This window comes from Cryptosporangium minutisporangium, assembly GCF_039536245.1.
GTDB classification, from domain to species: domain Bacteria; phylum Actinomycetota; class Actinomycetes; order Mycobacteriales; family Cryptosporangiaceae; genus Cryptosporangium; species Cryptosporangium minutisporangium.
In genome coordinates this window covers 33,513-58,086 of sequence record NZ_BAAAYN010000061.1, presented here as the reverse complement: position 1 = coordinate 58,086, position 24,574 = coordinate 33,513, and the positions used below count along the sequence as shown (strand labels likewise).

The following is a 24,574-nucleotide window of genomic DNA, read 5'->3' as shown; positions in this document are numbered from 1 at the left end:
ATCGCGGCGTCGCAGGCGAGGCGTTGGATGGCGGCGAGGGGGAGGTGGTCGCCGAAGTCGGTGCGTCCGCCCTCTCCCGGTGAAGGCACCCATCGAGTGCCAGGGATGGGCCCGACACCGACAGTGCTCGCGTCGGAAAGGGCGCCGGTTGGGGCGGCGACTGCTACCGGGTGCGGGTCGGACAGCCAGTCCGCGACGGTGTCCCAGTCCCAGTCCCAGTCCCAGTCCCAGTCCCAGTCCCAGTCCTCGTCGCCCCGGTAGTCGTCGCCCCGGTAGTCGTCGCCCCGGTAGTCGTCGCCTCGGTAGTCGTCGCCCCGGTAGTCGTCGCCCTCACCCCTGCCGTCGGCAGCGTCGTCGGTGAAGGGGCTGTCGATCAGGACGTGTCGGCCGGTCGCGGTGGTGCGGAGATCGCCGGCGTGGACCAGCACGGCCAAGTGGGGCTGTTCGCCGCCGTTCGCCGGTAGCTCGCCGCTGTCCAGGATCCGCCGGACCAGTGCGGCCAGAGCGTCATGGCGGCCTTCGGCGGCCGACCGGGTGTCGTCGGGGTCGGGCTTGGGCTGGCTGGCGAAGAAGGTCTGCAGCATCGCGCCGAACTCGGGAGACAGGGAGCCTTTGAGGTCCCAGATGTCGCCGAGGGTCTGGGCGAGGAACAGGGTGCGCTCCGGCTCCGGCGGATCGTCCCGCTCGGGAATGAGGTGCGCGGCGATGCGCTTGGCAGCCTGCCGCAGCTGCGCGGCGTTGAGTTGCTGAGCGTGCGGGAACAACATCTCCTCGGCTCGCTCCACGAGCTCAGGCGCGACGGCGCCGACCTTGCGGGCCAGCCACGCCGCGACCGACGCATGCGCCAGCGTGACCTTCCCCGCATGGAGCGCGGCGGCGAAGCGTGGCAGACCCGGCAAGCCGGCGGCGGTATCCACCATCGTGTTCGCCTCACCGGGCGCGCATCGCAGCCGACCCTGGAGCCAGGCCTTCGTCGACACCGCTCCGTCAGCGGAGACCGCACCCCGCCGGTGAATCGCGCCGGTGGTGGCCGCCGTCGCGGCGTCCAGCACGCACCGCAGCTCGTGCAAGGCGCGCGCTCGGTCGAGTAGCGCCGCGTCGGAGAGCCCGCTGAGATTCTCCTCGGCGAGCTCCCGCACTCCTGCGGCCACTTCGACTATCGAACGCATGTCCTAATGATAAACGGCGCCACCGACACGAAACGGCTGTCCACAGGCCGTAAATGGAGGTCAGGCTGCGAGGTTCGAGCGGCGCACGACCGGTGAGCAGCTAGGGGGCACGCTGGCCGCGTCAGACCACGTGCGCGGACCGCACGTGCTCGTAGATCACGCTGGTGTTGACGTCGGCGACCTCGCGGCGCTCGGTGAGCCGGTCGATGACGAACGCGTACAGCCCGTCGTTGTCGGGGACCGCCACGTGGATCAGGAAGTCCCAGCCGCCCGCGGTCACGAATAGCCCGATCGTCTCGGGCAACGCGGCCGCCCACTCGCGGAAGGCGCTGATCACCGGCCGGGACGGCGGCCGGATCCGGACCGAGATCAGTGCCTGGACCGGGCGTCCGACGGCGGCCAGATCGACCTCGGCGCGGTAACCGGCGATGACCCCGCGGTCACGGAGCGCCCGGACGCGTAGCAGCGACGTGGACGGCACGACGCCGACCGCGGCGGCCAGCTCCCGGTTGGTCTTCCGCGCATCGTTTTCCAGCTCTCGCAGAAGAGCGCGGTCGATCGCATCAAGCACTGGTGTTTCTCCGATTCGTCGAACATCGTTCGCGGCGAGCCGCGTAGTGCGCAACTCGAGCCTACTGTTCCGGCTCGGAACGAAGCACCACGTGGAGGAGTGTTCGATGAGCATCGTGGCGACGCCGGACGACGAGCGGCTCGCGCTGACCACCCGGCAGCAGCGGACGAAGTGGGTCGTGGTGGTCGACCAGGACTTGCCGATCGGGCTGCAGGTGAATGCGGCGGCGTGCCTGTCGGCGACGGTCGGTGGACAGCGGCCGGAACTGCTCGGCCCGGTGACGGTCGACGGGTCAGGGGTGGAGCACCAGCCGCTGCCGTACACCGGATGCTCGATCCTCGGCGCAGACGCGGCCACGCTGCACCGGATCCGGACCAAGGCGGTGACGCGCCCCACGGTGCTCGTCGTCGACATGCCGCAGATCGCCCAGCGCGCGACGGCGTACACCGAGTACCAGGCGGCGATGGCCGCGACGCCGCACGAGGAGATGACGTACTACGCGGTTGGTCTCGTCGGCCCCCGCAACCAGGTCGACAAGCTCGTCGGCGGCCTCGAGCTCCTCCGGTGAATTCTTCGAACGGTGACCGATGGGAGAGCTACCGGGGTGAGGCGGCGAGTTTCAGACCGAAGCCGATCAGCGCGGTGCCGGTGACTCGGTCGATCGCACGCTGGACCGTCGGCCGGCGCAGCCATCCGCGGACCGAGTGGGCGGCGAGGATCAACCCGGTGAACCAGAGCATTCCCTCGGCGTTGTGGACGAGCGCCAGTGCCAACCCCATCAGCAGGTGCGGCGCCTGCTCGGGGAGGAACTGCGGGATCACCGCGACGTAGAACGCGCCGACCTTCGGGTTGAGCAGGTTCGTCAGCACGCCTCGCCGCCACGCCCGCCATGCGCTGCTCGCGCCCGTCGTCTCGGGGCGCGCCGCGGCCGTGGCGCGGCGGCCCAGCGTCTCCCGGATCAGCTGGACGCCGAGCCAGACCAGGTAACCGGCACCGGCGATGCGGAGTGCGGTGTATGCCACGGTCGACGCCGTGAGCAGGGCGGAGACGCCGACCGCGGCCGCAGCTCCCCAGGCCAGCGAGCCGGTGCCGATCCCAACCGCTGCGGCGAACGCCGGACGGCGCCCGCCCACCATCGCGGTCCGCAGCACGAACGCGGTGTCCAGCCCGGGAACGATCGTCAGCAGCGCGGCCACGGCCGCGAACGACACCAGTGCCGAGGTCACCGTCATCCTTCGAGTCTGCTTACCGCGTGATGGGAAAGACAGTCATCCGACGGATGCGTTTGATTTCGATAGCGGCAGGATGGACGTCGTCAGCTGCCGAAAGAGACGGGTTCGCGATGGTCAAGCCGGTGGAGCCGCAACCGGTGCTCACTCCGCTCACCGAGGCGGCGATCTTCCTCGTCGTGGTGATTCGCGAGGGCGGCGAGGACGTCGTCCGGGACCTGCTCCCGGACGTGGCAGGCATCGGCCGCTCGGTGGGGTTCCGCGCGCCGGAGGGTGACCTCAGCGTCGTCGTGGGGATCGGGTCGGACGCCTGGGACCGGCTGTTCGGCGGTCCGCGCCCGGCCGAGCTGCACCCGTTCCGGGAGCTGGCCGGTGCCGCGCACAAAGCGCCGTCGACCCCGGGTGACCTCCTGTTCCATCTCCGCGCCCGGCGGATGGACCTCTGCTTCGAGCTCGCCACCCACCTGGTGAAGCGGCTCGGGGACGCCGCCGAGGTCGTGGACGAGACGGTCGGGTTCCGGTACTTCGACCAGCGCGACCTGATGGGCTTCGTCGACGGCACCGAGAACCCGACCGGCGCGTCCGCGATCGAGGTGGCCACGATCGGCGACGAGGACCCCGACTTCGTCGGCGGAAGCTACGTGATCGTGCAGAAGTACCTGCACGACATGGACGCGTGGAACCGGCTGCCGGTGGAGGCGCAGGAGCGAATCATCGGCCGCACCAAGCTGGACGACCTCGAGCTGCCCGACGACGTGAAGCCGCCCGACTCGCACGTCGCGCTGAACACGATCGTCGACGAGGACGGCACCGAGCGGCAGATCGTCCGGGACAACATGCCGTTCGGGTCGGTGGCGTCCGGGGAGTTCGGCACCTACTTCATCGGCTACGCCGCGACCCCGTCGGTGACCGAGCAGATGCTGGTCAACATGTTCGTCGGGCGCCCGCCGGGCACCTACGACCGCATCCTCGACTTCTCGACCGCGGTCACCGGCAGCCTGTTCTTCGTCCCCAGCGCCGACTGGCTGGACGACCCACCCGGTCCGCCTGCGCGGATCCCGGCCCGACAAGCATCAGTCGACGACGGCTCGCTGGGTATCGGCAGCCTCAAGAGGAGCACCGCACCGTGAACAACCTGTACCGCGAGCTCGCCCCGATCTCCGACGCCGCCTGGGCCGACATCGAGACCGAAGCGCGCCGGACGTTCAGCAGGCACGTCGCCGCACGTCGAGTCGTCGACCTGATCGGTCCGTCCGGTGAGGAGCTGTCCGCCGTCGGCACCGGGCACCTGAGCGAGCTGGTCCCGCCCGCCGACGGCGTGCGGGCGCGGAGCCGCATCGTCCAGCCGGTCCTCGAGTTCCGCATCCCGTTCGTCGTCGACCGCCAGGCGGTGGACGACGTCGAGCGCGGGGCGAAGGACTCGGACTGGCAGCCGGTCAAAGACGCCGCGAAGGCGCTGGCGTTCGCCGAGGACCGCGCGATCCTCGACGGGTACGCCGCGGGCGGCATCGTCGGCGTGCGGCCGGGCAGTACCAACACGACGGTCGCGCTCCCCGCCGACGTGCGCGAGTACCCGAACGCGGTGGCGCAGGCGATCACGTCGCTGCGGCTCGCCGGTGTCGACGGTCCGTACAGCCTGCTGCTGTCGGCCGAGGCGTACACCGCCGTCGCGGAGACCAGTGACCACGGTTACCCGATCCACGAGCACATCGCCCGGGTGCTGCGGGACGGCGAGATCATCTGGGCGCCGGCGATCGACGGTGCCGTCGTGCTCTCCACCCGCGGCGGGGACTACGAGCTCTACCTGGGCCAGGACGTCTCGATCGGCTACCTCTCCCACGACGCCACGTCGATCGAGCTGTACCTCCAGGAGAGCCTCACGTTCGTCGTCCAAACCGGCGAAGCGAGCGTGAACCTCACCGTCTGACCCTCCGAGAAAACTGACCCGTATCGACGTATCGCCAGCCGGCGATACGTCGATAACGGGTCGATCTTCTGAGCCGGGATCAGGCGGGCGTTCCGCTGTACTCGTCGCGGAGTTTGCCCTTGACTAGCTTCCCGGTGGGGGTGCGGGGGAGGGCGTCGGTGAACTCGATCCGGCGCGGCACCTTGAAGCCGGCCAGCCGTGCCCGGGCGAACTCCCCGAGCGACGCGCGGGTCTCGTCCGACGGCTCGGCGGAGGAGACCAGCTGGACGACCGCGAGCACCGTCTCACCGAACTCCGGGTCGGGGACGCCGATCACCGCGACGTCGAGCACCGCCGGGTGCTGCAGCAGCGCGTCCTCGATCTCCTGTGGGTAGATGTTCACGCCGCCGGAGATGATCGTGAACGCCTTCCGGTCGCTCAGGTACAGGTACCCCTCCTCGTCCAGCCGCCCGACGTCGCCGACCGTGGTCCAGGTGGGGTGGTCCGGGTGCTGCGCGCTTCGGGTCTTCTCCGGGTCGTTGTGGTACGTGAACGGCAGGTCGTCGCGCTCGAAATAGATCAGCCCGGTCTCGCCGACCGGCAGCTCGTTGCCCTTGTCGTCGCAGATGCGCGGTATCCCGATCATCGGCTTGCCGACCGAGCCCGGGTGCTTGAGCCAATCCTCGGAGCCGATGAACGTGCCGCCGGCCCCTTCGGTGGACGCGTAGTACTCCTCCAGGATCGGCCCCCACCACTCGATCATCTGCCGCTTCACCTCGACCGGGCAGGGCGCGGCGGCGTGGATCGCGACCCGGTGCGAGCTCAGGTCGAAGCCACCGCGCACCGACACCGGCAGCCGCAGCATCCGGACGAAGTGGGTCGGCACCCACTGGCTGTGCGTCACCCGGAACCGGGCGATCGCCCGCACGGCGCGCTCGGCGTCGAAGCTCGGCATCACGACCACCGTGCCGCCGATGCTGGTGACCACCATCCCGAAACGCAGCGGCGCGGCGTGGTAGAGCGGCGCGGGGGAGAGGTAGACCGTGTTCTGGTCCATTCCGTAGATCGGTGCGAACACTCCGACATAGGGGTCGCCCGGCTCGTGCACCTGGCGGTCCGGTAGGACCGGCTTGATGCCCTTCGGGCGTCCGGTGGTGCCCGACGAGTAGAGCATGTCGCCGCCCCGCGGCTGGTGGGCCGGCGGCTCGGGCGACGCGCTCGCCAGGAACTCCTCGTAGTCGTGGTACTCCGGGTGTGTCCCGTTGCCGATCAGGACGCGCGTGTGCAGGGCCGGGAAGTCGTCCTCGACGAGGGGGCGCAGACTTGCGGAGACGACGAGCGCGGCGGCGTCGCTGTTCCGCAGGATGTAGGCGACCTCGGGCTTGGCGAGGTGCCAGTTGACCGCGGTGAGGTACAACCCGGACCGCAGGCAGGCCCAGTACACCTCGAACACGCGCGGGCTGTTCTCGCAGAGCAGCGCGACCACGTCGCCCGGCCGTAATCCGGCCGCCGCGAATGCGTTCGCGAGCCGGGTCGACCGTTCTTCCAGCTGGGCATAGGTGAGGATCTCGCTGTCGTCTTCCATGACAACGGCGGGCTTGTCAGGGGTGGAGGCGACGTAGGCTCCTGGGTACACGGGCAACACCTCACGCGCTCGGAGGAGTCCGAGGCCCGCGCCCGGGTCGGCGCCGACCTTGGTTACCTGGCCCAGGCATCGTGACCTGTGGCACCCGGGGCTGTCGAGACTCGCCGTTAACTTTTACGGACGGTGCCTGGCTTACTGGCCCGGAAACGGAAACTCCCGCGCCCCGTCGTCACCTGAGGATCGGTGAGCCCGGCCGCCCGGAGCCGTTCGGGCAGCCCGTCCGGATCGACGACGACCATCGTGTCGCGCAGGTGCAGGAGGCGGAAGGCCCGGCTGTACCGGCTGTCCGATCCCGCGAACGTGCCGCCGGGGCGGAGCACTCGGCAGGCCTGCGCGAACAGGGTGTCCTGAGCGGACGGCGACGGCACGTGGTGCAGCATCGTGAAACACACGACCGCGTCGAAGGACTCGTCCGGGAACGGCAGGTCGGTCGCGTCCCCGTTCACGATCGTCGCGCGGTCGGCGAGCGTGCGCCGCAGCGATTCGGCGGACGCCGGGTCGATCTCGACGGCGGTCAAGCGTGGCACGTCCCGGGCGAGAACCGTCGTCGTGGCGCCGAAGCCGGGACCGATCTCCAGCACCTCGTCGCCGAGTTCGACCCCGGACAGGGCCCACGGCAGCAGCGTGCCCTCGACCGTCGCGGCCCACCGATCGGAGCTGCAGAGCTTGCGGTGTATCCAGTTCATCGGCATGAGCGGGACGTTAGGCGCGGAGCACGCGCGGCCGCGATGCGCTAGCTTGCCAAGCCATGTCGCGTAACGGCCACGCACCCATGTGGGACGCCCCTTACGACGGCGTGCCCGGGGCGGTCGTGGTCGGCGACTTCGCGCTCACCGGCGGCGAGTGGTTCCCGCCGCACCGGCACTCGGCGCACCAGCTGGTGTGGTCCCGGCGCGGCGTGGGCAGCGTCCGGGTCGGCGACGAGACCTGGTTCCTGCCCCGGACACTGGCGCTGTGGGTTCCGGCCGGGGTGGTCCACGCGACCGGTGCGGTGGACCCGTCCTGGAACCGGAGCCCGTACTTCCTGCCGGAGCGGTGCCCGGCGGCGATCTCGGCTTGGGCCGAGCCGACCGTGGTCGCGGTGACGCCGCTGCTCGCCGCGCTGATCGACCACCTCGCCGATGCCGCGCTCCCGACCGAACAGCGAATCCGGGCCGAGGCCGTCGTGTTCGACCTGCTCCGGCCGCTCTCCACGGTGGCGATCCCGCTGCCGATGCCGCGGGACGCCCGCGCCGGCCAGGTCGCCGCCGCGCTGATCGACGATCCGGCGGACGGCCGCACACTGGCCCAGTGGGGCGCGCTGACCGGTGCCAGCGCCCGCACGTTACGCCGGGTGTTCCTGGCCGAGACCGGGCTCTCGTTCGGCCGCTGGCGTACGCACGCGCGACTGCGGGCCGCCATGCCGGTGCTTGCCGCCGGTCAACCGGTCGCGGCGGCGGCCCGGCGCGCCGGCTACGGAACGGCCAGCGCGTTCGTGGCGGCGTTCCACCGGACCGTTGGTGCGCCGCCGGGCACGTACTTCGCGCGTGACCGTTAAATACCTGGTCGGTGCCGAAAAGCCGAGGCAGGCTGGGCGGATGCACACGGTGGAACCGACGATCACGATCGGGCGGATCGAGCTCGTCGACGAGCTCAAAGAACTCTGGTTAGCCCTGCACGCGCACCATCAGGAGGGTTTGCCCGGTTTCGCCTACCACCCGCCGGCCACCTCCTGGCGGATCCGCCGGGCGCAGTACCACCACTGGCTGGCTCACCCGCAGGCGTTCGTGCTGGTCGCCTACGACGGCGCGACCCCGGTCGGGTACGCGCTGGTCGAGATCATCGAGGGGCCGGAGGACACCTGGATCACCGGTGACCTGATCGCCGAGTTGCAGACGCTCTCGGTGGCGCCGGAGTGGCGCGGCCGCGGGCTCGGCACGCTCCTGCTCGACCGGGTCGACGCGGAGCTGGACGTCCGCGGCGTTCACGACCTGATGCTGGAGGTGCTGGCGGGCAACGACGGCGCCGAGCGCTTCTACGCCCGGCGCGGGCTCCGCAAGGTGATGACCACCTACGCCCGCTTCTCCGGCGGCGAAGCGGGCACCCGCCGGTAACTCGCGCCGCGCGAGGTGGTCTTCCCGAAAATGCACCTCCCCGAGCGCGCCGAGAGGTGGTCTTCCCGAGAGACCACCTCTCCGGGCGCGGCGAGAGGTGCTGTTCCCGAAAGACCACCTCGCGAAGCGCCGTCAGAGGTGGTCTTCCCGAAATCCACTCTCCGGACGCGCGCCCTTCCGGACGCGCGCCCTTCCGGACGCGCGCCCCTCCGGACGCGCGCCCGCGCCCGACGCATGTCCGCGTGTGACGCGCCCGCGCGTGGCGCGCCCCCAGCGGCGGTGTTCAGGCGAAGCGGGGGAGGACCTCCTTCTGCCAAGCCGCGAAGAACGCGTCCTGGTCGGCGCCGATCTGCTGCACGTACACCTCGTCGAAGCCCGCGTCCACGTACTGCTGCACGGACTGGGCGTGCTGGTCGAGATCCGGCCCGAGCGGCAGCGGCGACGAATCGATGGTCTCCTCGGTGATGAGCTCGGATGCCTGCTCGAACAGCAGCGGCGTCGCCAGTTCCTGCGCCAGCTGCCCGGGCAGCTGCTCGTTCGGCCAGAGCCGGTGCACGGTCCGTACCGCCGACGCCCGGTCCGGGGCGTAACAGACCTTCATGCCGCCCTGCGCCGGGCCCTTGCCGCCGGCGCGTCGGTACTGCTGGACGAGAGAAGCGTCCGGCTGCGTCGTGCAGAACCCGTCACCGATCTCCGCGGCGAGACGGGCCGCCTTCTCTCCGAACGCCGAGACGTAGATCGGCACCGGCTGCTCCGGCAGCGTGTAGATCCGGGCGTTCTCCACGACGTAGTACTCGCCGTGGTGCGTGACGAGCTTGCCGGTGTGCAGCTCACGGATGACCGCGACCGCCTCCTCGAGCATCTCCTGACGGACGCCGGCCGGCGGCCACGCGTCGCCCAGGATGTGTTCGTTCAAGGCTTCGCCGGAGCCGACACCGAGCACGAACCGGCCCTCCAGCTGCACCGCGGCGGTAGCCGCGGCCTGGGCGATGATGGCCGGGTGGATGCGCACGGTCGGGCAGGTCACGGCCGTCGTGACCGGTAGGGAAACGGCCTCCGACAGCGCTCCGATCACCGACCAGACGAACGGGCTGTTGCCCTGCTCGCCGTTCCAGGGATGGAAGTGGTCGGAGATCCAGAGCCGCGTGAAGCCGGCCTGCTCGGCCTTGCGGGCCTGCTCCACCAGGTCTTTCGGGCCGAACTCCTCGCAGGACAGGAAGTATCCGATGCTCACCATGAAGGTCGGAGTGCCCGGCCGATCGCCGTTGACACTCCGCGACGGCCATCCTGGAATTCTTCAAGTTATCGGCGCGCAGCGGTTTCGAGGGCTCCTCCAGTGGCATACGGATGCATCCGCTTCCGTCCGATGATGTCCCGGAGTGTGCTCATGGCAGACAGCAACGTGACGCAGAATCCCGACCAAGCCGCACCGAAGCCGGTGAGCCCCACCGGCCGGACCGAGCGGGAGCACCTGCTCGGCGGCGATCCCCGAGCGCAGGCCGGGGAGCATCTCACCACGTCGCAGGGGCTACGGCTCTCCGACACCGACCACTCGCTCAAGGCAGGACCGCGCGGTCCGTCGCTGCTCGAGGACTTCCACCTGCGGGAGAAGATCACCCACTTCGACCACGAGCGCATCCCCGAGCGGGTCGTGCACGCGCGTGGCGCCGCAGCGCACGGCACGTTCGTCGCGTACGGCAACGCCGGCTCGGCGACCAAGGCGAAGTTCCTCGCCGAGAAGGGCAAGAAGACCGACGTCTTCGTCCGGTTCTCCACAGTGCTGGGCTCCCGCGGGTCCGCGGACACGGTGCGGGACACGCGAGGGTTCGCCACCAAGTTCTATACGGACGAGGGGACGTTCGACCTCGTCGGCAACAACATCCCCGTCTTCTTCATCCAGGACGGCATCAAGTTCCCGGACATCATCCACGCCGGTAAGCCGCACCCGGACCGCGAGATCCCGCAGGCCCAGTCGGCGCACGACACGTTCTGGGACTTCGTCGGGCTGCACACCGAGGCTACCCACCACGTCTTCTGGAACATGTCCGACCGCGGTATCCCGCGTAGCTACCGGACGATGGAGGGCTTCGGCGTCCACACGTTCCGGCTGGAGAACGAGGCGGGGGAGACCTGCCTGGCGAAGTTCCACTGGAAGCCGGTCGCCGGTATCCACTCGCTGGTCTGGGAGGAAGCCCAGATCGCCGCGGGCGTCGACCCCGACTTCCACCGCCGGGACATGGCCGACTCGATCGAGGCCGGCGCGTTCTTCGAGTACGAGCTGGGCCTGCAGCTGTTCCCGGACAGCGAGGAGGAGACGTTCGAGGGCATCGACCTGCTGGACCCGACGAAGATCGTTCCCGAGGAGCTCGCGCCGGTACAGCTGGTCGGCAAGTTGACGCTCGACCGGAACCCCACCAACTTCTTCGCCGAGACCGAGCAGGTCGCGTTCCACCTCGGTCACCTGGTGCCGGGCATCCAGGTGACGAACGACCCGCTGCTGCAGGCCCGGCTCTTCTCCTACCTGGACACTCAGCTCACCCGGCTGGGCGGGCCGAACTTCCCGCAGCTGCCGATCAACCGGCCGCACACCCCGGTCAACGACAACCTGCGGGACGGCATGCACCAGACCGCCGTCCATCGGGGTCAGGCGCCTTACCTGCCGAACTCGATCGACGGCGGCGGTCCCTTCACGACCGACGGGTACGTCGAGGTCCCGCGCCAGGTGTCCGGCCCGAAGGTGCGGGAGAACCCGGCCTCGTTCGACGATCACTTCAGCCAGGCGGCGCTGTTCTACCACTCGCTGACGCCGATCGAGCAGGCGCACATCATCGAGGCGTTCACGTTCGAGCTGGGTAAGTGCTACGAGCAGGCGATCAAGGAGCGGTACCTCACGGTGCTGGCGAAGATCGACGCGACGCTCTGCGAGACGGTCGCGGCCGGGCTGGGGCTGCCGGCGCCGAAGAGCGAACTGGTGACGCACGGGCCGGTGTCGCCGAAGCTGTCGCAGATCCCGCCGGGGCCGGGGCCGATCACCGGCCGGATCATCGGCGTGGTGGCCGGGCCGGGCGCCGACCTCGCGGGCATCGACGAGCTGCGCGGACCGATCGAGGCCGCCGGCGCGATCCTGCGAGTGATTGCCCCCCACGGCGGGATGCTCGGCAAGGGCAAGCACATGCAGGTCGTCGAGCGGACGTTCCTCACCGCCCGCTCGATCGAGTTCGACGCGATCGTGGTGGCCGCCGGTGTGGCCGAGACGCCGGACGCCGGTGACATCAAGGCGCGCATCTTGCTGCTGGAGGCGTACCGGCACAACAAGGCGATCGCCGCGTGGGGCGACGGGGCGAAGGTGCTCGCTGGTGCGGGCATCGCGTCCGGGCCGGGGGTGCTGCTCACGGACAAGGTGGACAAGGACTTCGGTGCCGCGTTCGTGCAGGCGGTCGGGTCGCACCGGGTCTGGGACCGGCAGGAGCTGGTGATGGCGTCCGCCGTTCCGCCGGCGTAGCACGGAGGCCCGGCGTCCACCCGCGTGGGCGGGCGCCGGGCTCGGGCGCGGCGTGGCTTGTAATAACAAGCCCAAGCACGCCATATGGACGCTACCGACCGGCTCGTAGCGTCCATATGAGGTTGCGCTACCTGAGTGCGGTGGTCACTTCTCGGGCGATCTGGTGCTCCTCCTTCGTTTCGACGACGAGCACGGGGACGCCCGCGCTGGAGATCACGCCGTCGTCCTCGCGGTTGCCGCCGCTCACCGGCTGAATGCCCAGCACCGCGAGCTCCGAGCAGACCGCCGCGCGCACCTCGGGCTGGTCCCACCCGATCTCCCCGGTGAACACCAGCGCGTCCAAGTGGGGCAGCGACGCGGCCATCGCCCCGATCGCCCGCCGCACCGCGTGCGCGTACGCGTCCAGCGCCGCGGCGGCGGCCGGCTCGGAGGACGCGACCAGCTCCCGGGTGTCGTCGGAGAGCCCACCGGACATGCCCAGCAGCCCCGACCGGCGCTGCAACCCCTCGGAGAGCTCGTCGAGCGTCAACCGCCCGTCCAGCAGCCAGAGCAACAGCCCGGGGTCCACCGCCCCGGAGCGCTTGGTCATCGGGATCCCGTCCAGCGGCGTCATCCCCATCGTAGTGTCGACGCTCCGCCCGCCGGCGATCGCGCAGACCGAGCCGCCGCCCCCGAGATGGGCGACCACGAGGTTGGGAGACGGCCGGCCGAGCAGCACCGCAGCGCGCCGGGACGCCCACGCGTAGGACAGGCCGTGGAACCCGTAGCGGTGCAGCCGCCAGCGCTCCCGCCACTCGGCGGGCAGCGGCAGCATCGCCGCGGCCGGTGGCAGTCCGGCGTGGAAGGCGGTGTCCGGACAGACGTAGTGGGGAACGTCCGGGAGGGCGTCCCGCGCCGAAGCCAGCAGCGCGAGCGCGGGTGGGACGTGCTGCGGCGCCAGGTCGGCCGTGTCGGCCAGTGCGTCGGCGAGCGCGTCGTCGACGACGGTGGGCACCGCCACCACGCGGCCGCCGTGCACGAGTCGGTGCCCGACCGCGTCCGGCTGCTCCGGAAGGTCTCCGACGAAGTCCCGGAGCGCGTCCGCCGCCTCGGAGGATCCCGGCTCGACGTCCAGGGTCCGGGCGGCGAGCTCCTCGATCGCGTCCGGGTCGCCGGTCGTCCGGAGCAGCGCGACCCCGACGCTGTGCGAGCCGGCGGTGACCGCGAGAACTCGTGTCATACCTGCAGCGGTACCCGGAGCGCGTCGATCAACCCCTTGGTCAGGTCGTCCGGGGCGTGCCCGGTCCGGTACGTCGCCGCGCGGGCCCTGGCCGCGGGGGAGAGGCACCACCGCCACTGGTCTTCGAGGTTGTCCAGGTCGTCGGCGGCGAGTACGGCGGGCCAGTCGAGGGCCCTGCCCTGGGCGGTCACCTTGGCGCCGCCGGCCACCGGATCGACCGCGAGCACCGGAACGCCCGCCTGCAGGCCCAGCACCAGCCCGTGCAGCCGGGTCGTGACGATCGCGTCCAGGCAGGTCAGCACCGAGCGCAGCTGGCCGGGCGTGGCCGCCAGCCGCCAGTCGCGGGTGTCCAGCCGGGTGTCGAGCGGCAGCCGGGCGACGTCGAGTCCGTGCAGCCAGCCGGTGAGCGCATCGGCCACCGACCCGTGCCGGCGACGGGCGCCGTACTCCTGCTGGCCGTCGGTGAGGATCACGCCCACCACCGGCACCGGGGACGGCTCCGGGGCGGCGAGCGCCAGGTCGGCCGCCGGCTGCTGGTCGGCGGCGTCCCTCGCGAGGACGACGTCGAAGCCGGTCACGGCCGGGTCGCACGGGTCGGGGACGGACACGCCGACCGCTACGCGGCGCGTGCCCGCGAACCGCTCGTGCAGGTCGAGCAGCGGACTGGGGATACCCGGGCCGGGCGGCGTGCTGTGCAGCGGCCCGCAGGCGAACACCACCGCGGCGTAGTCGGACGGGTCGACGGCGTCCAGGTGCAGGGCGTCCGGACGGAAGCCGGGTGACCAGGCGACGTCGTACGGCAGCCGGGCGGCGTCCAGCGTCGTGGTGACCGCGTCGGCCGCGAGCACGTCACCGGCGGTCGCCTCGCCGTGCAGGAAGCTGAACCACCCGGTGACCAGAATGGGACGGTCAACCCTCGTCTCGCCGACCGCACCGTCGCTGGGCGCTGAGGGAGAGCCGGGATCCGACGCAGGGCTAACCCTCGTCTCGCCGACCGCACCGTCGCTGGGCGCTGAGGGAGAGCCGGGATCCGACGCAGGGCTAACCCTCGTCTCGCCGACCGCACCGTCGCTGGGCGCTGAGGGAGAGCCGGGATCCGACGCAGGGCTAACCCTCGTCTCGCCGACCGCACCGTCGCTGGGCGCTGAGGGAGAGCCGGGATCCGACGCAGGGCTAACCCTCGTCTCGCCGACCGCACCGTCGCTGGGCGCTGAGGGAGAGCCGGGATCCGACGCAGGGCTAACCCTCGTCTCGCCGACCGCACCGTCGCTGGGCGCTGAGGGAGAGCCGGGATCCGACGCAGGGCTAACCCTCGTCTCGCCGACCGCACCGTCGCTGGGCGCTGAGGGAGAGCCGGGATCCGACGCAGGGCTAACCCTCGTCTCGCCGACCGCACCGTCGCTGGGCGCTGAGGGAGAGCCGGGATCCGACGCAGGGCTAGCCGACATAGGTACGGGCTCCCGACTCGCGCTGGGGAGCCTCCAGCGCCCGGAGGCCACGTTCGACCCAGTCCGGCGCGGCCCGCCGTTCCCGGAGCACCCACGGCAACCCGGCCGCGGCCTCGGCGAACGCCAGCAGTGACGTCTTGTCCCTGGGCACGGTCGTCGCGAGGAATGCACTGCGCCGCAGCGCCCGCCCGACCGGCCGGCGCAGCCAGGTGAACCACAGTGTGTTCCGGATGCCGTGCCGCCGTCGGAGCGTCGAATCGCGGGCGGGGGAGGGCCGGTGGTGGATCGTCAGGTGCTCCGCGTAGACCAGCCACCATCCCGCCGCGGCCAGGTCGACCGCGAGCAGCTCCTCCTCGCCGCCGAGCCACAGCCGCGGCGAGAAGCCACCGGCGTCCCGGAACGGCTCGAGCCGGACCACGGTCGCGCCGGCCAAGAACGAGCCGAGCGCCGGGCCGGGCAGCCAGGCCGGCGAAGGCACCGGCGAGTCACGCAGCTCCGGGACGATCGGATCCTCGTACGGCTCGCGCTCGGGATGGTCCCGGTCGTGGACGACGATCCGGGCGGTCACCGCGGCGACCATCGGGTGGGCGTCGAGCAGGTCGGCGGCGCCGGCCAGCGACTTCGGCTCCCACCACGTGTCGTCGTCGCAGAACGCGAGGTACGGGGTGGTCACCTCCCGTGCGGCGAGGTTCCGGCCGCACGCACCGAGGTTGCGCCCGGGGCGCAGCAGCCGGACGTCCGGGTGGCGCTGGGCGACGGCCTCCGCGGTCCCGTCGGTGGACGCGTTGTCCACCACGATGACCGCCGGCCGCTCCGGGAGGGCGGCGAGCTGGTCGAGCGTGTGCAGCAGCTCGTCCCGGCGGTTGTGCGTGATCACCGCGACGGTGACACGTTCGTCGAACATGAAGTCCTCTCAGGAAAGGAGCGTCAGATCGTGCTCGACGCGGCCCGGAAGGCGTCGGCGGTGCCGCAGTGCGGCGGGAAGTTTGGGCAGTGCGGCGAGCAGCGCGCGGCGGGCTTCGGGATCCCGCCCGGCCAGGCTCGCCGTCTCGGCGGCGACGACCGGCCACGGACGGCGCAGCCAGGTGGTGAGCAGCGCGTTGCGGCGCTGCCGGAGGTTCCGGCCCACCCGCGGGCCGGTGTCCGGGTGGTGGTGGGCGATCACCGACGGGACGTACGCGACGCCCCAGCCGGCCGCGGAGAGGTCGATCGCCAGCAGCGTCTCCTCCCCGGCGAAGTGCAGTACCGGCGAGAAGCCGCCGACCTCGAGGAACGCGCTCCGGCGGACGATGCTCGCGCAGGCCAGGAACCCGAGGACGGACGGGCCGGGCAGGTCGGCGGCGGTACCGAGCGGCGAGGTGGCCAGGACCTCGTTCAGCGGATCCTCGCGCTCCTCCGGGCCGACGAGGGCCCGTGCGGCGATCAGTCCGAGCCGGGGATACCGGGTCATCAACCCGGCCGCCCGCGACAGCGATCCCGGGCTCCACCAGGAGTCGTCGTCGCTGAACCCGAGGTAGGGCGTGTCGAGCAGCCGCGCGCCGAGCGTTCGGGCCACGGCCCCCTGATTGGTGTCCAGCCGCAGGACCCGGACGGAAGGGTGCCGGGCGGCGACCGCGTCCGCGGTGCCGTCGGTGGACGCGTTGTCGACCACCACGATCGGCGGCTGGTCCGGCAGCGTCGCCAGGTGGTCGAGCGTGTCCAGGGTCCGCTCGCGCCGGTCGCGGGTGATCAGGACCACCCCGGTGGTGGCGGTCCGTAGTGGGGCGAGCGAGACGGTCACCGGACCGCTCCGCTGAGCGGCGAGCCGGCCGGGAGCGGCGAACTGGCCGGGAGCGGTGAACTGGCCGGGAGCGGCGAACTGGCCGGGAGCGGTGAACTGGTCGGGACACCGAGCGTCTCCAGCTCGGCCAGCACGTCCTCGACCCGGATGCGCAGCAGACGCGGGTCCGGCGACGTGCCGTGGGCGTCGCCGGGCCGGAGTACCGCGGGGTCGTCGGCGCGCCACAGCACGCGGTGCCGGGTGTGCGCAGGCGGTCCCCACAGCGCGGGCGACACCGGTCCGAACAGGACGACCGAGGGTGCGGCGACCGCACTGGCCAGGTGCGCGATGCCGGTGTCGCCGACGACGACGGCGCGGGCCCCGGCCACGCGTACCGCCAGCTCCCGGAACGGAACGTCGGCCGCACCGCCGACCACCGCCTCCCGCGGCAGCCCGGCGGCGTCCGCCACCTGTTCCGCGAGGTCCCGCTCGCCGATCCCGGCGGTCACCATCACCGGTACCCCGGCCGTGACCAGCGCCCGGGCGACCGCGGCGAACCGCTCGGCGGGCCAGCGGCGCGCTCCGGCGTCGGCGCCCGGGTGGATCAGCACCGGCCCGGGCCCGGGTAGCGCGCTCACGTCGAGCCGGACGTCGTCCGGCTCGGCGGAGATCCCGTACCACCGCAGCAGACGGCACCACCGCACCCGCTCGTGGTCGTCCGCGCTCCACACCGGCCCCTCGTGGGACGGCAGGTCCGGGTGGGCCCACCCGAGCAGGCGACCCGGCCGCAGCGCGGCGAGCACCCGATGGCTGAGCAGACCGTTGCCGTGCAGGTCCACCGCGACGTCCGGGGGCGGCCCGGACCAATCCAGCGTCGTCGGCACCTCCCGGCCGGGCGCGGTCGTCGGCAGCAGCCGGTCGACCACGCCGGTAGCCGCAGCGGCCTCGGCGAGCCGCGACGGTGCCGCCAGCACGATCTCGTGCGACGGGAAGTGTCGCCGGAGCGCCCGCAGCGCCGGAACCACGGTGAGCAGATCACCGAGTCCGAGCGCCCGCAGCACCAGGACGCTGCTCATCGCGACGCTCCCACGGCAGCGCGCTGCACCAGGCTCGTCGTCGAGTGCCCGTCCAGATAGGGCAGGACCACGGCCTCACCGCCCCACGAGCGCACCACCGCAGCCTCGGGCAGCGCCTCCACCGTGTAGTCGCCACCCTTGACCCAGCGGTCCGGCCGGAGTTCGGTCAGCACCTGCTCCGGAGTGTCCTCGTCGAACACGACGACCGCGTCGACGCAGGCCAGCCCGGCCAGCACCCGGGCACGGTCCGCGGCGGTGTTCAGCGGCCGGCCGGGGCCCTTCAGCCGGGCCACCGACGCGTCGGAGTTGAGGCACACGATCAGGCAGTCGCCGGTGCGGCGGGCCGCCTCCAGCAGCCCGACGTGGCCGGCGTGCAGCAGATCGAAGCACCCGCCGGTGGCCACCACGGTTCCACCGCGGGCGTGCACGGCCCGCACCAGCGCCTTCGCCTCGGCGAGCGAGTCCGTAGCCGGCGTGCGGGGTCCGGGCCCCGGCCACGCCGCGGCGCCCCCGGCGTCCACGAACGCAGTGGCGGCGGCGACCGCGCGGGCCACCGCCTCCTCGGGCAGCGCTCCGTCGGCGAGCGCGACCGCCGCGGTCGCGGAGAAGCAGTCGCCGGCGCCGCAGGGGTCACCGGTCGCGACGAACGGCGTCGGGACCAGCATCGGCGACGCCGTGCCGCGGCTGAGCATTGCCCCGCGCGACCCCAGCGTCACCGCCACCGACGACGCGTTCCAGGAGGCCGCCAGCTCGGCCGCGCTGGAACCGTCCGCCTCGGACGCGTTCGGCGTGACCAGCCGGGCGCCCGGCACCGGTACGTCGCCGCGCGGGTGCGGGTCCCAGAGCAGCGGTACCCGACGGGCCGCAGCGGCCAGCTCCGGGCGGACGACGTCGGCCAGGCCGCGCCCGTAGTCGGCGACGAGCACCGCGGCGGCGTGCGCCAGAACGTCGCCGACTCCGGCGTCCGGACCGGGGAGCGGCACGCCGTCACCTCGGTCGAGCCGCAGCAGCGGACGCCCGCCGGCGCGGACCCGGGTCTTGACCGGCAGGCTGCCGCGCAGCGGCAGCTCGACCAGCCGCACCCGACCGGCCAGCAGGCCGCGCAGCGTGTCGGCGTCCGGGCCCGAGCCGATCGCGGTCACCAGCACGACCTCGCGGGACGTGCGCTCGGCGGCCAGGCACGCGGCGAGTGCCGCGCCGCCGGGACGGGCCCGTTCGCCGGTGAGATCCACGACCGGCACGGGCGCGTCCGGCGCGAGCCGGGTCGCAGTCCCGTCGAGGTCCCGGTCGAGGAGCGCGTCCCCGACGACGACGAGCGGCCCGCTCATGCCGACAACCGGCGCCCGGCCAGCGCCGTGTCGAACGCCGCGCACATCAGGTGCAGCGCGACGAGGTGGGCCTCCTGCACGGTCGCGGTGCTTCTCGCCTCGACGCAGAGCGCGGAGTCCGCCGCGGCCGCCAGCGGGTTGGAGGCGGGCCCGGTCATCGCCCAGACCGTGACGCCCAGCTCACGGGCCACATCGGCGGCGCGCAGCAGGTTGCGGCTGCTGCCGGACGTCGACATCGCGACCAGCACGTCGCCCGGCCGGCCGTGCGCGGCGACCTGACGGGCGAACAGCTCCTCGAACCCGTAGTCGTTGCCGATCGCGGTCAGGCTGGACGTCTCGGCGTGCAGCGCGATCGCCGAGAACGCGGGCCGGTCCTCCTGGTAACGGCCGACCAGCTCGGCGGTGAGGTGCTGCGCCTGCGCGGCGCTCCCGCCGTTACCGGCGGCGAGCAGACGCGATCCGGTCGAGAGCCGGTCGGCGAGCGACTCGCCCCACTCGCTGAGCAGCGGCAGCTGAGTACGGCGGAGCCGGACGAGGGTCTCCTCCAGAGCGACACAGTGCTCGACGGCCTGGTCGAGGCCGGTATATACAGGACGGTCCAGCTGAGAGGTCATCGGGCTGCTCCTGTCGCGGTGGCGGTCGACCGGCTGCGGCGGACCGCCGAGGTGGTGATGCGGCGTGGCGCGGGACGGGCGGAGAGCACGCCGCGGTAGGCGACCTCGGTCGCCGCGGCGACCCGGTCCCAGCCGTAGCGGCTCTCGGCACGGCGCCGTCCGGCGGCGCCGAACGCGGTGCGCATGCGGGAGTCGGCGAGCAGGTCACACGCGGCCGCGGCGAGCGCCTGCGGGTCGTCCGGGGGGACGAGCCGCCCGGTGCGGCCGTCCGCGACGGTGTCCAGGTGACCGCCGACGGCACTGGCCACGACCGGTCTCGCGCAGGCCATCGCCTCCAGCGGCACGATGCCGAACGGCTCGTACCGCGGTGGGCAGAGGACGACGTCGGCGCTGCGGAACAGGGCCGGCATCCGGCTCCGCTCGACGCCGCCGAGCAGCACGAGCCGGTCGGCGACGCCGTGTTCGAGCGCCAGCGAACGCAGCCGCTGTGCCTCCGGATCGTCGTCGAGGCGGTCGGCGGCGGGGCCCCCGGCGAGCAGCAGCTCGGCGTCCGGAATGCGGCGCAGCGCGCGCAGAGCGACGTCCGCGCCCTTACGCGGCACCAAGCGACCGACCTGCAGCAGCCGCGGACGGGCGGTGCGCGGCTCGACCGGGCCGGACGGGGTGAACGTCTCGACGTCCACCCCGCACGGCACGACCTGGATGCGCTCCACCGGCACCCCGAGTTCCCGCAGCTCCCGTACCTCGTCGGCGCAGGTCGCGACCGTGCGGTGGACGCTGCGGCCGATCATCAGCTCGTCCGCGATCCGCCCGGGCGGGCTGGTGTCGGCCGCGCCCTGGTGACGCCGCTTGACGCTGCCGAGCGCGTGGAACGTCTGCACGACCGGGACCGGCGGCCCGTCGAGCTGCCGGGCGCCGCCGAGCGCGGCGAGCCCGGACATCCAGAAATGCGCGTGGACCACGTCCGGCCGCGCGGTCCGCCAGTACGCCGCGAGCTCGTCGCCGAACGACGGCATGAACGGCACCAGCTCGTCCTTGGGGACGTAGGTGGGTGGGCCGGCGGTCACGTGGTGCACGGTGACCCCCGGCGCGAACGGGGTGGTCGTCGGCAGCGCGGGGTCGTCCCGCCGGGTGTGGACGGTCACCTGGTGGCCGCGTGCGGCGAGCGCGGTGGCCAGGCTCGCCACGTGGACGTTCTGCCCGCCGGCGTCGACCTCGCCGAGGACCGCCAGCGGGCTGGCGTGTTCGGATATCAAGGAGATCCTCATGCGACCACCTCCTCCAACAGTGCGTCCCAGTCGTCCAGGAATCGTTTGAGGCCGTACCGCTCGAGCACTGCGTGCCGGGCGGCGGTACCGTGCGCCGCGGCCAGGTCCGGGTCGGCGAGGTACCGGCGCGCGGCGGCGGCCAGCTCCTCCGGGTCGGTGGAGATCACCCCGGCGCCGGGCGGCACGGCCCGGTAGACCTCGGTGGTCGCCAGCGCCACCACCGGGACCCCGAGGTGCATCGCCTCCAGCAACGACAGCCCGAGCGACGTCCAGCGGATCGGGTGCAGGTAGAGCCGCCGGGCGGCCATCGCGTCGTGCAGCTGGGCCTGTGGCAGGTCGAACGTGCGGATCCCGGGAACGTCGAGCTGGTCCGCGCGCATGCCGAACACGTCCAGCGGCGCCGCGGCCGCCAGCCCCGGCAGCAGGTCGGTCCCGGTCCACCGGCCCCGGCGGACCGGGTCGTTGACCACGACCGCGGCCCGGGGGATCTCGCCGGTGTACCGGTGTCCCGGGTCCGGGATCCCGTGTTCGATGACGACGGTCCGGCTGGCGCCCGAGTCCCAGAACAACCGGTTGAAGTGCGTCACGTGGACGATCGGCAGCCCGGCGTCGGCCATCGGGTGCCGGGTGTCGGGCACGCCGCCGGTGCCGGCGCCGCCCGTCCCCGGAGCGTTGTGCTCCAGGTAGACGGCCGGGACGTCGACGCCGGGACGGCGACCGATCCACTGCTCGACCAGCGCGACCTCGGATGGCCGCTGCAGCACGACCACGTCGATCGCGGCCTCGCGCAGCTGCTCCGGGGTCAGCTCGACGGCGGAGGCCGGCCACTCGTAGGTCTGGGCGCGGCCCAGTCCGTCCGGCCCTCGGTCCGGCGTCACCGGTATCAGGTACCGGTGTGGACCGTGGACGAACGCGGTGGTCCACGAGCCGTGCACGTGCCAGAGCAGGATGTTCACGCGATCACCTCCCGGGTGTTCTGAGGGGCGGGCCGCTGCTTGACCCGGGCGATGAGGGAGTCGACAGCGGCCACGACATCGGCACCGCGGATCGACGAGAGACAGGGGTGACCCGGGATCGGGCAGGTGCGCGCTCGGCTTCCGGCGCAGGGGGCGTCCTGATCGCCGAGCAGGACCTGGGGCACCCGGTAGGGCGCCCACCGCTCGGCGGGCACCACCGGGGCGAACAGCGAGACGACGGGCGTACCGACCGCGGCGGCGAGGTGCGCCGGTCCGGTGTTGCCGACCACGACGGCGGCTGCGCCGGCGAGGATGCCGCCGAGGCCGTGCAGATTGGTGCGGCCGCCGAGGTCGACGGCGCCGGTGCGGCGGGCGATCGCGGCGGTCAGCGCGGTCTCGTCGGGGCCGCCGGTGAGCAGCACGCGGTGACCGGCGGTGAGCAGCGCCTCGGTGGCGTCGACGGCGGTGTCCATGCTCGGTGCCCGGGCCGGAACTGCGGCGCCCGGGTGGACCACGACGTACGGGTCCTCACCGGTCAGCGCGCGGACGTCCGGCGGCGGCAGGATCGCCATCCGGCCGTCGTCGCCGGGCGGGAGCCGGTACCCGGCGGCGATCGCGAGGTCGAGGGCGGCGTCGGCTTCGTGCCGGTGCGGGGCCCGCTGGTGCCGTAGGTCGAGCAGCGAGCCCGGGTAGTGCTCGCTGTCGGCGCCGATCCATCCGACGCCGGACAGGCGCAGCACGAGTGCGGTCGGGAGCGGGCTCTGGTGGAAGCTGGCCAGGATCAGCGCTCGGTCGATGCCGTGCAGCGCGTGGACGATCTGCTGGACGTCGTCCGGGCGGACCGGCGGCGGCTGCAGGCCGACCCACGGCGCGTCCCAGACCACGATCTCGTCGACGCCGGGCAGCAGGCGGGCGGCGGCGGCGCCCTGTGGTCCACAGAGGAACACGACGTGGTCGGAGCCCGCCGCCACGGCCCGGACGGCGGGCCCGGCGAGCAGGACGTCCCCGGCGCTGTCCAGTCGGACGATCAGCGTCGTCATCGGACCACCTGCCCGGCGGCCTTCCGGGGGCTCAGCAGCGCGGAGACGGCGGTGAGCAGATCGGGCGCCACGGTGCCCGCGGCGGCGACCTCCTCGGGCCGGGTGACCGTGGTCGGGACCAGGATGCCGGTGGCCCCGGCCGCGGCGGCGGCGCCCAGGTCCGCGCCGATGTCGCCGATCACGGCCACGTCGGACGGTGCGACGCCGAGCGCGCCGGCGGCCGCCAGCACCATCCCCGGCGCGGGCTTACGGCAGGTGCAGCCGTCGTCGGGGACGTGCGGGCAGAAGACCCAGACGTCGAACCGGCCCAGCAGCTCCTCGATCCGGCCGGCGACGGCCTCGACCTGGGAGCGGGTGAGCAGGCCACGCCCGACGCCGGACTGGTTGCTGACGACGCCGACCGCGATACCGCGGGCACGGAGGACGTCCACCGCCTCCCGGGCGGTCGGTCGGAGCCGAACGTTCGCCGGGTCGCCGTTGTACGGCGGGTCGTCCTCGGTCAGCGTGCCGTCCCGGTCGAACAGGACGGCCCGGGGGACCGCGCCGGGGCCGGAGTCCGCCGGCTCCGGCTGTGGACGGCCGCGGTACAGCCAGGCGTCCGGCGCGAGCACCGACGCGACAGCCGTCGCGTTCACCGGGCCACCACCCCGCTCTCCGCGGCGACGCGTGCGGCCGACCCGGCGGGCACCGCGTCCAGCACCGCGGCCGGTGCGGCGGGTGCGGCGGCACCGGGCGGCCATGGCTCCGGGGGCCACGGCTCCGCATGGCGGTGACGCCAGCGGCCGCGCAGGTGATGGGTGAGCGCAGCGGGCGGGATCAGCGCGCTGGTGGCGAGCATCGTGGCGATCTCGCGTGGCGTCCGCGGTCCCGGCGCGATCCGCGCCGCGGCGAACTCCGCGGTGCCGGCGAGCCAGGCCCCGGCGGCGAGCCCTGCGGCTCGTCGCCGTCCGGCCAGCCCGAGGGCGACCGCGGCCATACCCGCGGCGGTGACGACGACGTGCCGGGTGAACCGGCCGCGGGGCGCGTCGGCGCGCTCCCACCACTCGTCGCCGTGCAGCCGGGTCATCAGGACGTCGTCCGCGTTGCCTGCCTGGGCGCGCACCGAAGCGAACGCGTCGTCAATCCGTACCGGGTGGACGGTGGTGCGTCGGCCCATGACCAGTTCCCACCCGGCGTCCTGGACGCGGAGCGCGAGGTCGGCGTCTTCCCGGAAGGCGCGGCGGAACCGCTCGTCGAAGCCGCCGACGGCGGTCAGGGCCGACGCCCGGTACGCGATGTCGGCGGTGATCCAGGCAGCCGTGGCCAGCCCTGCGGTGTTCCGCTCGGCGTCGGTGGGGCTCCGGTCGGTGGGGAGCGGTACCTCGATCCGGCCCTGGACCGCGCCGGTCCGCCGGTCGGCGTCGGCGAGGTCGGCGGCGAGATCGGCGGCCCAAGACGGACCGGGCACGACGTCGTCGTCGAGGAACACCACCCAGGGCGTCCCCACGGTGCGCCAGCCGGCGTTGCGGGCGGCCGCCGGCCCGTTGCCGCAGCCGTAGACCACCCGCACCCGGAGCGACGACGGGATCTCGACCGGGAGCGGGCCGCACTCGGTGAGCGGCCGGTCGTCCACCAGCACGACCTCGGTCGGCGCCGAACTTCCCGCGCGCCCGCCGACGTCGGCCGAGGCCACACTCGCGGCCAGACCGGACAGGCACGCGGTGAGCGACGGCCGCCCGACCGTCGGGATCACGACCGACCAAGTCATCGGT

24 protein-coding genes are annotated in these 24,574 nt (G+C 72.9%); 6 read left to right on the top strand and 18 right to left on the bottom strand.

All coding sequences use genetic code 11. The features are described from left to right. On the bottom strand, nt 1-1,169 hold a 1,169-nt coding region (locus ABEB28_RS37730), incomplete at its 3' end, for a DUF222 domain-containing protein (RefSeq protein ID WP_345733096.1). Between the two features lie 121 nt (nt 1,170-1,290). Further along, nucleotides 1,291-1,740, bottom strand: a complete 450-nt coding sequence (locus tag ABEB28_RS37725) for an Lrp/AsnC family transcriptional regulator (RefSeq protein WP_345733095.1) — start codon at nt 1,738-1,740, stop codon at nt 1,291-1,293. A gap of 106 nt (nt 1,741-1,846) precedes the next feature. On the opposite strand from ABEB28_RS37725, the gene ABEB28_RS37720 reads away from it, so the two are divergent. Then, nucleotides 1,847-2,308 carry a DUF2000 domain-containing protein gene (locus ABEB28_RS37720; RefSeq protein ID WP_345733094.1) on the top strand — a complete coding sequence of 154 codons (462 nt, stop codon included), beginning with the start codon at nt 1,847-1,849 and terminating at the stop codon, nt 2,306-2,308. 28 nt (nt 2,309-2,336) lie between these two features. Here ABEB28_RS37720 and ABEB28_RS37715 read toward each other — a convergent pair whose 3' ends face one another. Further along, entirely contained in the window at nt 2,337-2,972 is a 636-nt protein-coding gene (locus tag ABEB28_RS37715; protein ID WP_345733093.1) for a LysE family translocator, read from the bottom strand. A gap of 110 nt (nt 2,973-3,082) precedes the next feature. On the opposite strand from ABEB28_RS37715, the gene ABEB28_RS37710 reads away from it, so the two are divergent. Continuing rightward, entirely contained in the window at nt 3,083-4,099 is a 1,017-nt protein-coding gene (locus tag ABEB28_RS37710; RefSeq protein WP_345733092.1) for a Dyp-type peroxidase, read from the top strand. Beyond that, nucleotides 4,096-4,896, top strand: a complete 801-nt coding sequence (locus tag ABEB28_RS37705; protein ID WP_345733091.1) for a family 1 encapsulin nanocompartment shell protein — start codon at nt 4,096-4,098, stop codon at nt 4,894-4,896. Before ABEB28_RS37710 ends, ABEB28_RS37705 begins: the two co-directional genes overlap by 4 nt. 79 nt (nt 4,897-4,975) lie before the next feature. Here ABEB28_RS37705 and ABEB28_RS37700 read toward each other — a convergent pair whose 3' ends face one another. After that, nucleotides 4,976-6,511 carry an acyl-CoA synthetase gene (locus tag ABEB28_RS37700; RefSeq protein WP_345733090.1) on the bottom strand — a complete coding sequence of 512 codons (1,536 nt, stop codon included), beginning with the start codon at nt 6,509-6,511 and terminating at the stop codon, nt 4,976-4,978. A 116-nt stretch (nt 6,512-6,627) separates the two neighbouring features. After that, nucleotides 6,628-7,206 (bottom strand): class I SAM-dependent methyltransferase, encoded by a 579-nt coding sequence (locus ABEB28_RS37695; RefSeq protein WP_345733089.1) that lies wholly within the window; start codon nt 7,204-7,206, stop codon nt 6,628-6,630. Nucleotides 7,207-7,268: 62 nt separating this feature from the next. Between ABEB28_RS37695 and ABEB28_RS37690 the strand changes: the two genes are divergently transcribed. Both ABEB28_RS37690 and ABEB28_RS37685 read left to right on the top strand, forming a co-directional pair. Continuing rightward, a complete protein-coding gene (locus tag ABEB28_RS37690) occupies nt 7,269-8,057 on the top strand; it encodes an AraC family transcriptional regulator (RefSeq protein WP_345733088.1) in 789 nt (262 codons plus the stop codon). A gap of 40 nt (nt 8,058-8,097) precedes the next feature. Then, on the top strand, nt 8,098-8,613 hold the full coding sequence (locus ABEB28_RS37685; RefSeq protein ID WP_345733087.1) for a GNAT family N-acetyltransferase: 516 nt from the start codon (nt 8,098-8,100) through the stop codon (nt 8,611-8,613). 283 nt (nt 8,614-8,896) lie between these two features. Here the strand turns inward: ABEB28_RS37685 and ABEB28_RS37680 are convergent, their stop codons facing one another. After that, a complete protein-coding gene (locus ABEB28_RS37680) occupies nt 8,897-9,850 on the bottom strand; it encodes a TIGR03557 family F420-dependent LLM class oxidoreductase (RefSeq protein WP_345733086.1) in 954 nt (317 codons plus the stop codon). 150 nt (nt 9,851-10,000) lie between these two features. Here ABEB28_RS37680 and ABEB28_RS37675 point away from each other — a divergent pair, with 150 nt between their 5' ends. Then, nucleotides 10,001-12,115 (top strand): catalase, encoded by a 2,115-nt coding sequence (locus ABEB28_RS37675; protein WP_345733085.1) that lies wholly within the window; start codon nt 10,001-10,003, stop codon nt 12,113-12,115. A 127-nt stretch (nt 12,116-12,242) separates the two neighbouring features. Here the strand turns inward: ABEB28_RS37675 and ABEB28_RS37670 are convergent, their stop codons facing one another. The 12 genes from ABEB28_RS37670 to ABEB28_RS37615 form a co-directional block, all read right to left on the bottom strand. Continuing rightward, entirely contained in the window at nt 12,243-13,334 is a 1,092-nt protein-coding gene (locus ABEB28_RS37670; protein ID WP_345733084.1) for an acetate kinase, read from the bottom strand. Continuing rightward, nucleotides 13,331-14,182 carry a polysaccharide pyruvyl transferase family protein gene (locus ABEB28_RS37665; protein WP_345733083.1) on the bottom strand — a complete coding sequence of 284 codons (852 nt, stop codon included), beginning with the start codon at nt 14,180-14,182 and terminating at the stop codon, nt 13,331-13,333. Before ABEB28_RS37665 ends, ABEB28_RS37670 begins: the two co-directional genes overlap by 4 nt. A 589-nt stretch (nt 14,183-14,771) precedes the next feature. Beyond that, the gene (locus ABEB28_RS37660) at nt 14,772-15,686 is read right to left on the bottom strand and encodes a glycosyltransferase family 2 protein (RefSeq protein WP_345733082.1); all 915 of its coding nucleotides are present in this window, start codon (nt 15,684-15,686) and stop codon (nt 14,772-14,774) included. A 9-nt stretch (nt 15,687-15,695) separates the two neighbouring features. Continuing rightward, on the bottom strand, nt 15,696-16,562 hold the full coding sequence (locus ABEB28_RS37655; RefSeq protein WP_345733081.1) for a glycosyltransferase family 2 protein: 867 nt from the start codon (nt 16,560-16,562) through the stop codon (nt 15,696-15,698). Then, nucleotides 16,559-17,617 carry a glycosyltransferase family 9 protein gene (locus ABEB28_RS37650; protein ID WP_345733080.1) on the bottom strand — a complete coding sequence of 353 codons (1,059 nt, stop codon included), beginning with the start codon at nt 17,615-17,617 and terminating at the stop codon, nt 16,559-16,561. Before ABEB28_RS37650 ends, ABEB28_RS37655 begins: the two co-directional genes overlap by 4 nt. Next, nucleotides 17,614-18,945, bottom strand: a complete 1,332-nt coding sequence (rfaE2, locus tag ABEB28_RS37645) for a D-glycero-beta-D-manno-heptose 1-phosphate adenylyltransferase (protein WP_345733079.1) — start codon at nt 18,943-18,945, stop codon at nt 17,614-17,616. The genes ABEB28_RS37650 and rfaE2 overlap by 4 nt, the downstream gene beginning before the upstream one ends. After that, nucleotides 18,942-19,559 (bottom strand): D-sedoheptulose-7-phosphate isomerase, encoded by a 618-nt coding sequence (locus ABEB28_RS37640; protein WP_345733078.1) that lies wholly within the window; start codon nt 19,557-19,559, stop codon nt 18,942-18,944. Before ABEB28_RS37640 ends, rfaE2 begins: the two co-directional genes overlap by 4 nt. Beyond that, entirely contained in the window at nt 19,556-20,827 is a 1,272-nt protein-coding gene (locus ABEB28_RS37635; protein WP_345733077.1) for a glycosyltransferase, read from the bottom strand. The genes ABEB28_RS37640 and ABEB28_RS37635 overlap by 4 nt, the downstream gene beginning before the upstream one ends. Then, the gene (locus tag ABEB28_RS37630) at nt 20,824-21,783 is read right to left on the bottom strand and encodes a glycosyltransferase (protein ID WP_345733076.1); all 960 of its coding nucleotides are present in this window, start codon (nt 21,781-21,783) and stop codon (nt 20,824-20,826) included. Before ABEB28_RS37630 ends, ABEB28_RS37635 begins: the two co-directional genes overlap by 4 nt. Further along, nucleotides 21,780-22,823 carry a glycosyltransferase family 9 protein gene (locus ABEB28_RS37625; protein ID WP_345733075.1) on the bottom strand — a complete coding sequence of 348 codons (1,044 nt, stop codon included), beginning with the start codon at nt 22,821-22,823 and terminating at the stop codon, nt 21,780-21,782. Before ABEB28_RS37625 ends, ABEB28_RS37630 begins: the two co-directional genes overlap by 4 nt. Further along, nucleotides 22,820-23,458, bottom strand: a complete 639-nt coding sequence (locus ABEB28_RS37620) for a D-glycero-alpha-D-manno-heptose-1,7-bisphosphate 7-phosphatase (RefSeq protein WP_345733074.1) — start codon at nt 23,456-23,458, stop codon at nt 22,820-22,822. The genes ABEB28_RS37625 and ABEB28_RS37620 overlap by 4 nt, the downstream gene beginning before the upstream one ends. Beyond that, nucleotides 23,455-24,570 (bottom strand): glycosyltransferase family 2 protein, encoded by a 1,116-nt coding sequence (locus ABEB28_RS37615; RefSeq protein WP_345733073.1) that lies wholly within the window; start codon nt 24,568-24,570, stop codon nt 23,455-23,457. The genes ABEB28_RS37620 and ABEB28_RS37615 overlap by 4 nt, the downstream gene beginning before the upstream one ends. Between the last annotated feature and the right edge of the window lie 4 nt (nt 24,571-24,574).

What these genes read in the sequence shown, in the direction of transcription:
- ABEB28_RS37720 (WP_345733094.1), top strand. Translation starts at nt 1,847, where the DNA reads ATGAGCATCGTGGCGACGCCGGACGACGAGCGGCTCGCGCTGACCACC.
- ABEB28_RS37715 (WP_345733093.1), bottom strand. Translation starts at nt 2,972, where the DNA reads ATGACGGTGACCTCGGCACTGGTGTCGTTCGCGGCCGTGGCCGCGCTG.
- ABEB28_RS37710 (WP_345733092.1), top strand. Translation starts at nt 3,083, where the DNA reads ATGGTCAAGCCGGTGGAGCCGCAACCGGTGCTCACTCCGCTCACCGAG.
- ABEB28_RS37695 (WP_345733089.1), bottom strand. Translation starts at nt 7,206, where the DNA reads ATGAACTGGATACACCGCAAGCTCTGCAGCTCCGATCGGTGGGCCGCG.
- ABEB28_RS37690 (WP_345733088.1), top strand. Translation starts at nt 7,269, where the DNA reads ATGTCGCGTAACGGCCACGCACCCATGTGGGACGCCCCTTACGACGGC.
- ABEB28_RS37685 (WP_345733087.1), top strand. Translation starts at nt 8,098, where the DNA reads ATGCACACGGTGGAACCGACGATCACGATCGGGCGGATCGAGCTCGTC.
- ABEB28_RS37680 (WP_345733086.1), bottom strand. Translation starts at nt 9,850, where the DNA reads ATGGTGAGCATCGGATACTTCCTGTCCTGCGAGGAGTTCGGCCCGAAA.
- ABEB28_RS37675 (WP_345733085.1), top strand. Translation starts at nt 10,001, where the DNA reads ATGGCAGACAGCAACGTGACGCAGAATCCCGACCAAGCCGCACCGAAG.
- ABEB28_RS37670 (WP_345733084.1), bottom strand. Translation starts at nt 13,334, where the DNA reads ATGACACGAGTTCTCGCGGTCACCGCCGGCTCGCACAGCGTCGGGGTC.
- ABEB28_RS37660 (WP_345733082.1), bottom strand. Translation starts at nt 15,686, where the DNA reads ATGTTCGACGAACGTGTCACCGTCGCGGTGATCACGCACAACCGCCGG.
- ABEB28_RS37650 (WP_345733080.1), bottom strand. Translation starts at nt 17,617, where the DNA reads ATGAGCAGCGTCCTGGTGCTGCGGGCGCTCGGACTCGGTGATCTGCTC.
- rfaE2 (WP_345733079.1), bottom strand. Translation starts at nt 18,945, where the DNA reads ATGAGCGGGCCGCTCGTCGTCGTCGGGGACGCGCTCCTCGACCGGGAC.
- ABEB28_RS37640 (WP_345733078.1), bottom strand. Translation starts at nt 19,559, where the DNA reads ATGACCTCTCAGCTGGACCGTCCTGTATATACCGGCCTCGACCAGGCC.
- ABEB28_RS37635 (WP_345733077.1), bottom strand. Translation starts at nt 20,827, where the DNA reads ATGAGGATCTCCTTGATATCCGAACACGCCAGCCCGCTGGCGGTCCTC.
- ABEB28_RS37625 (WP_345733075.1), bottom strand. Translation starts at nt 22,823, where the DNA reads ATGACGACGCTGATCGTCCGACTGGACAGCGCCGGGGACGTCCTGCTC.
- ABEB28_RS37615 (WP_345733073.1), bottom strand. Translation starts at nt 24,570, where the DNA reads ATGACTTGGTCGGTCGTGATCCCGACGGTCGGGCGGCCGTCGCTCACC.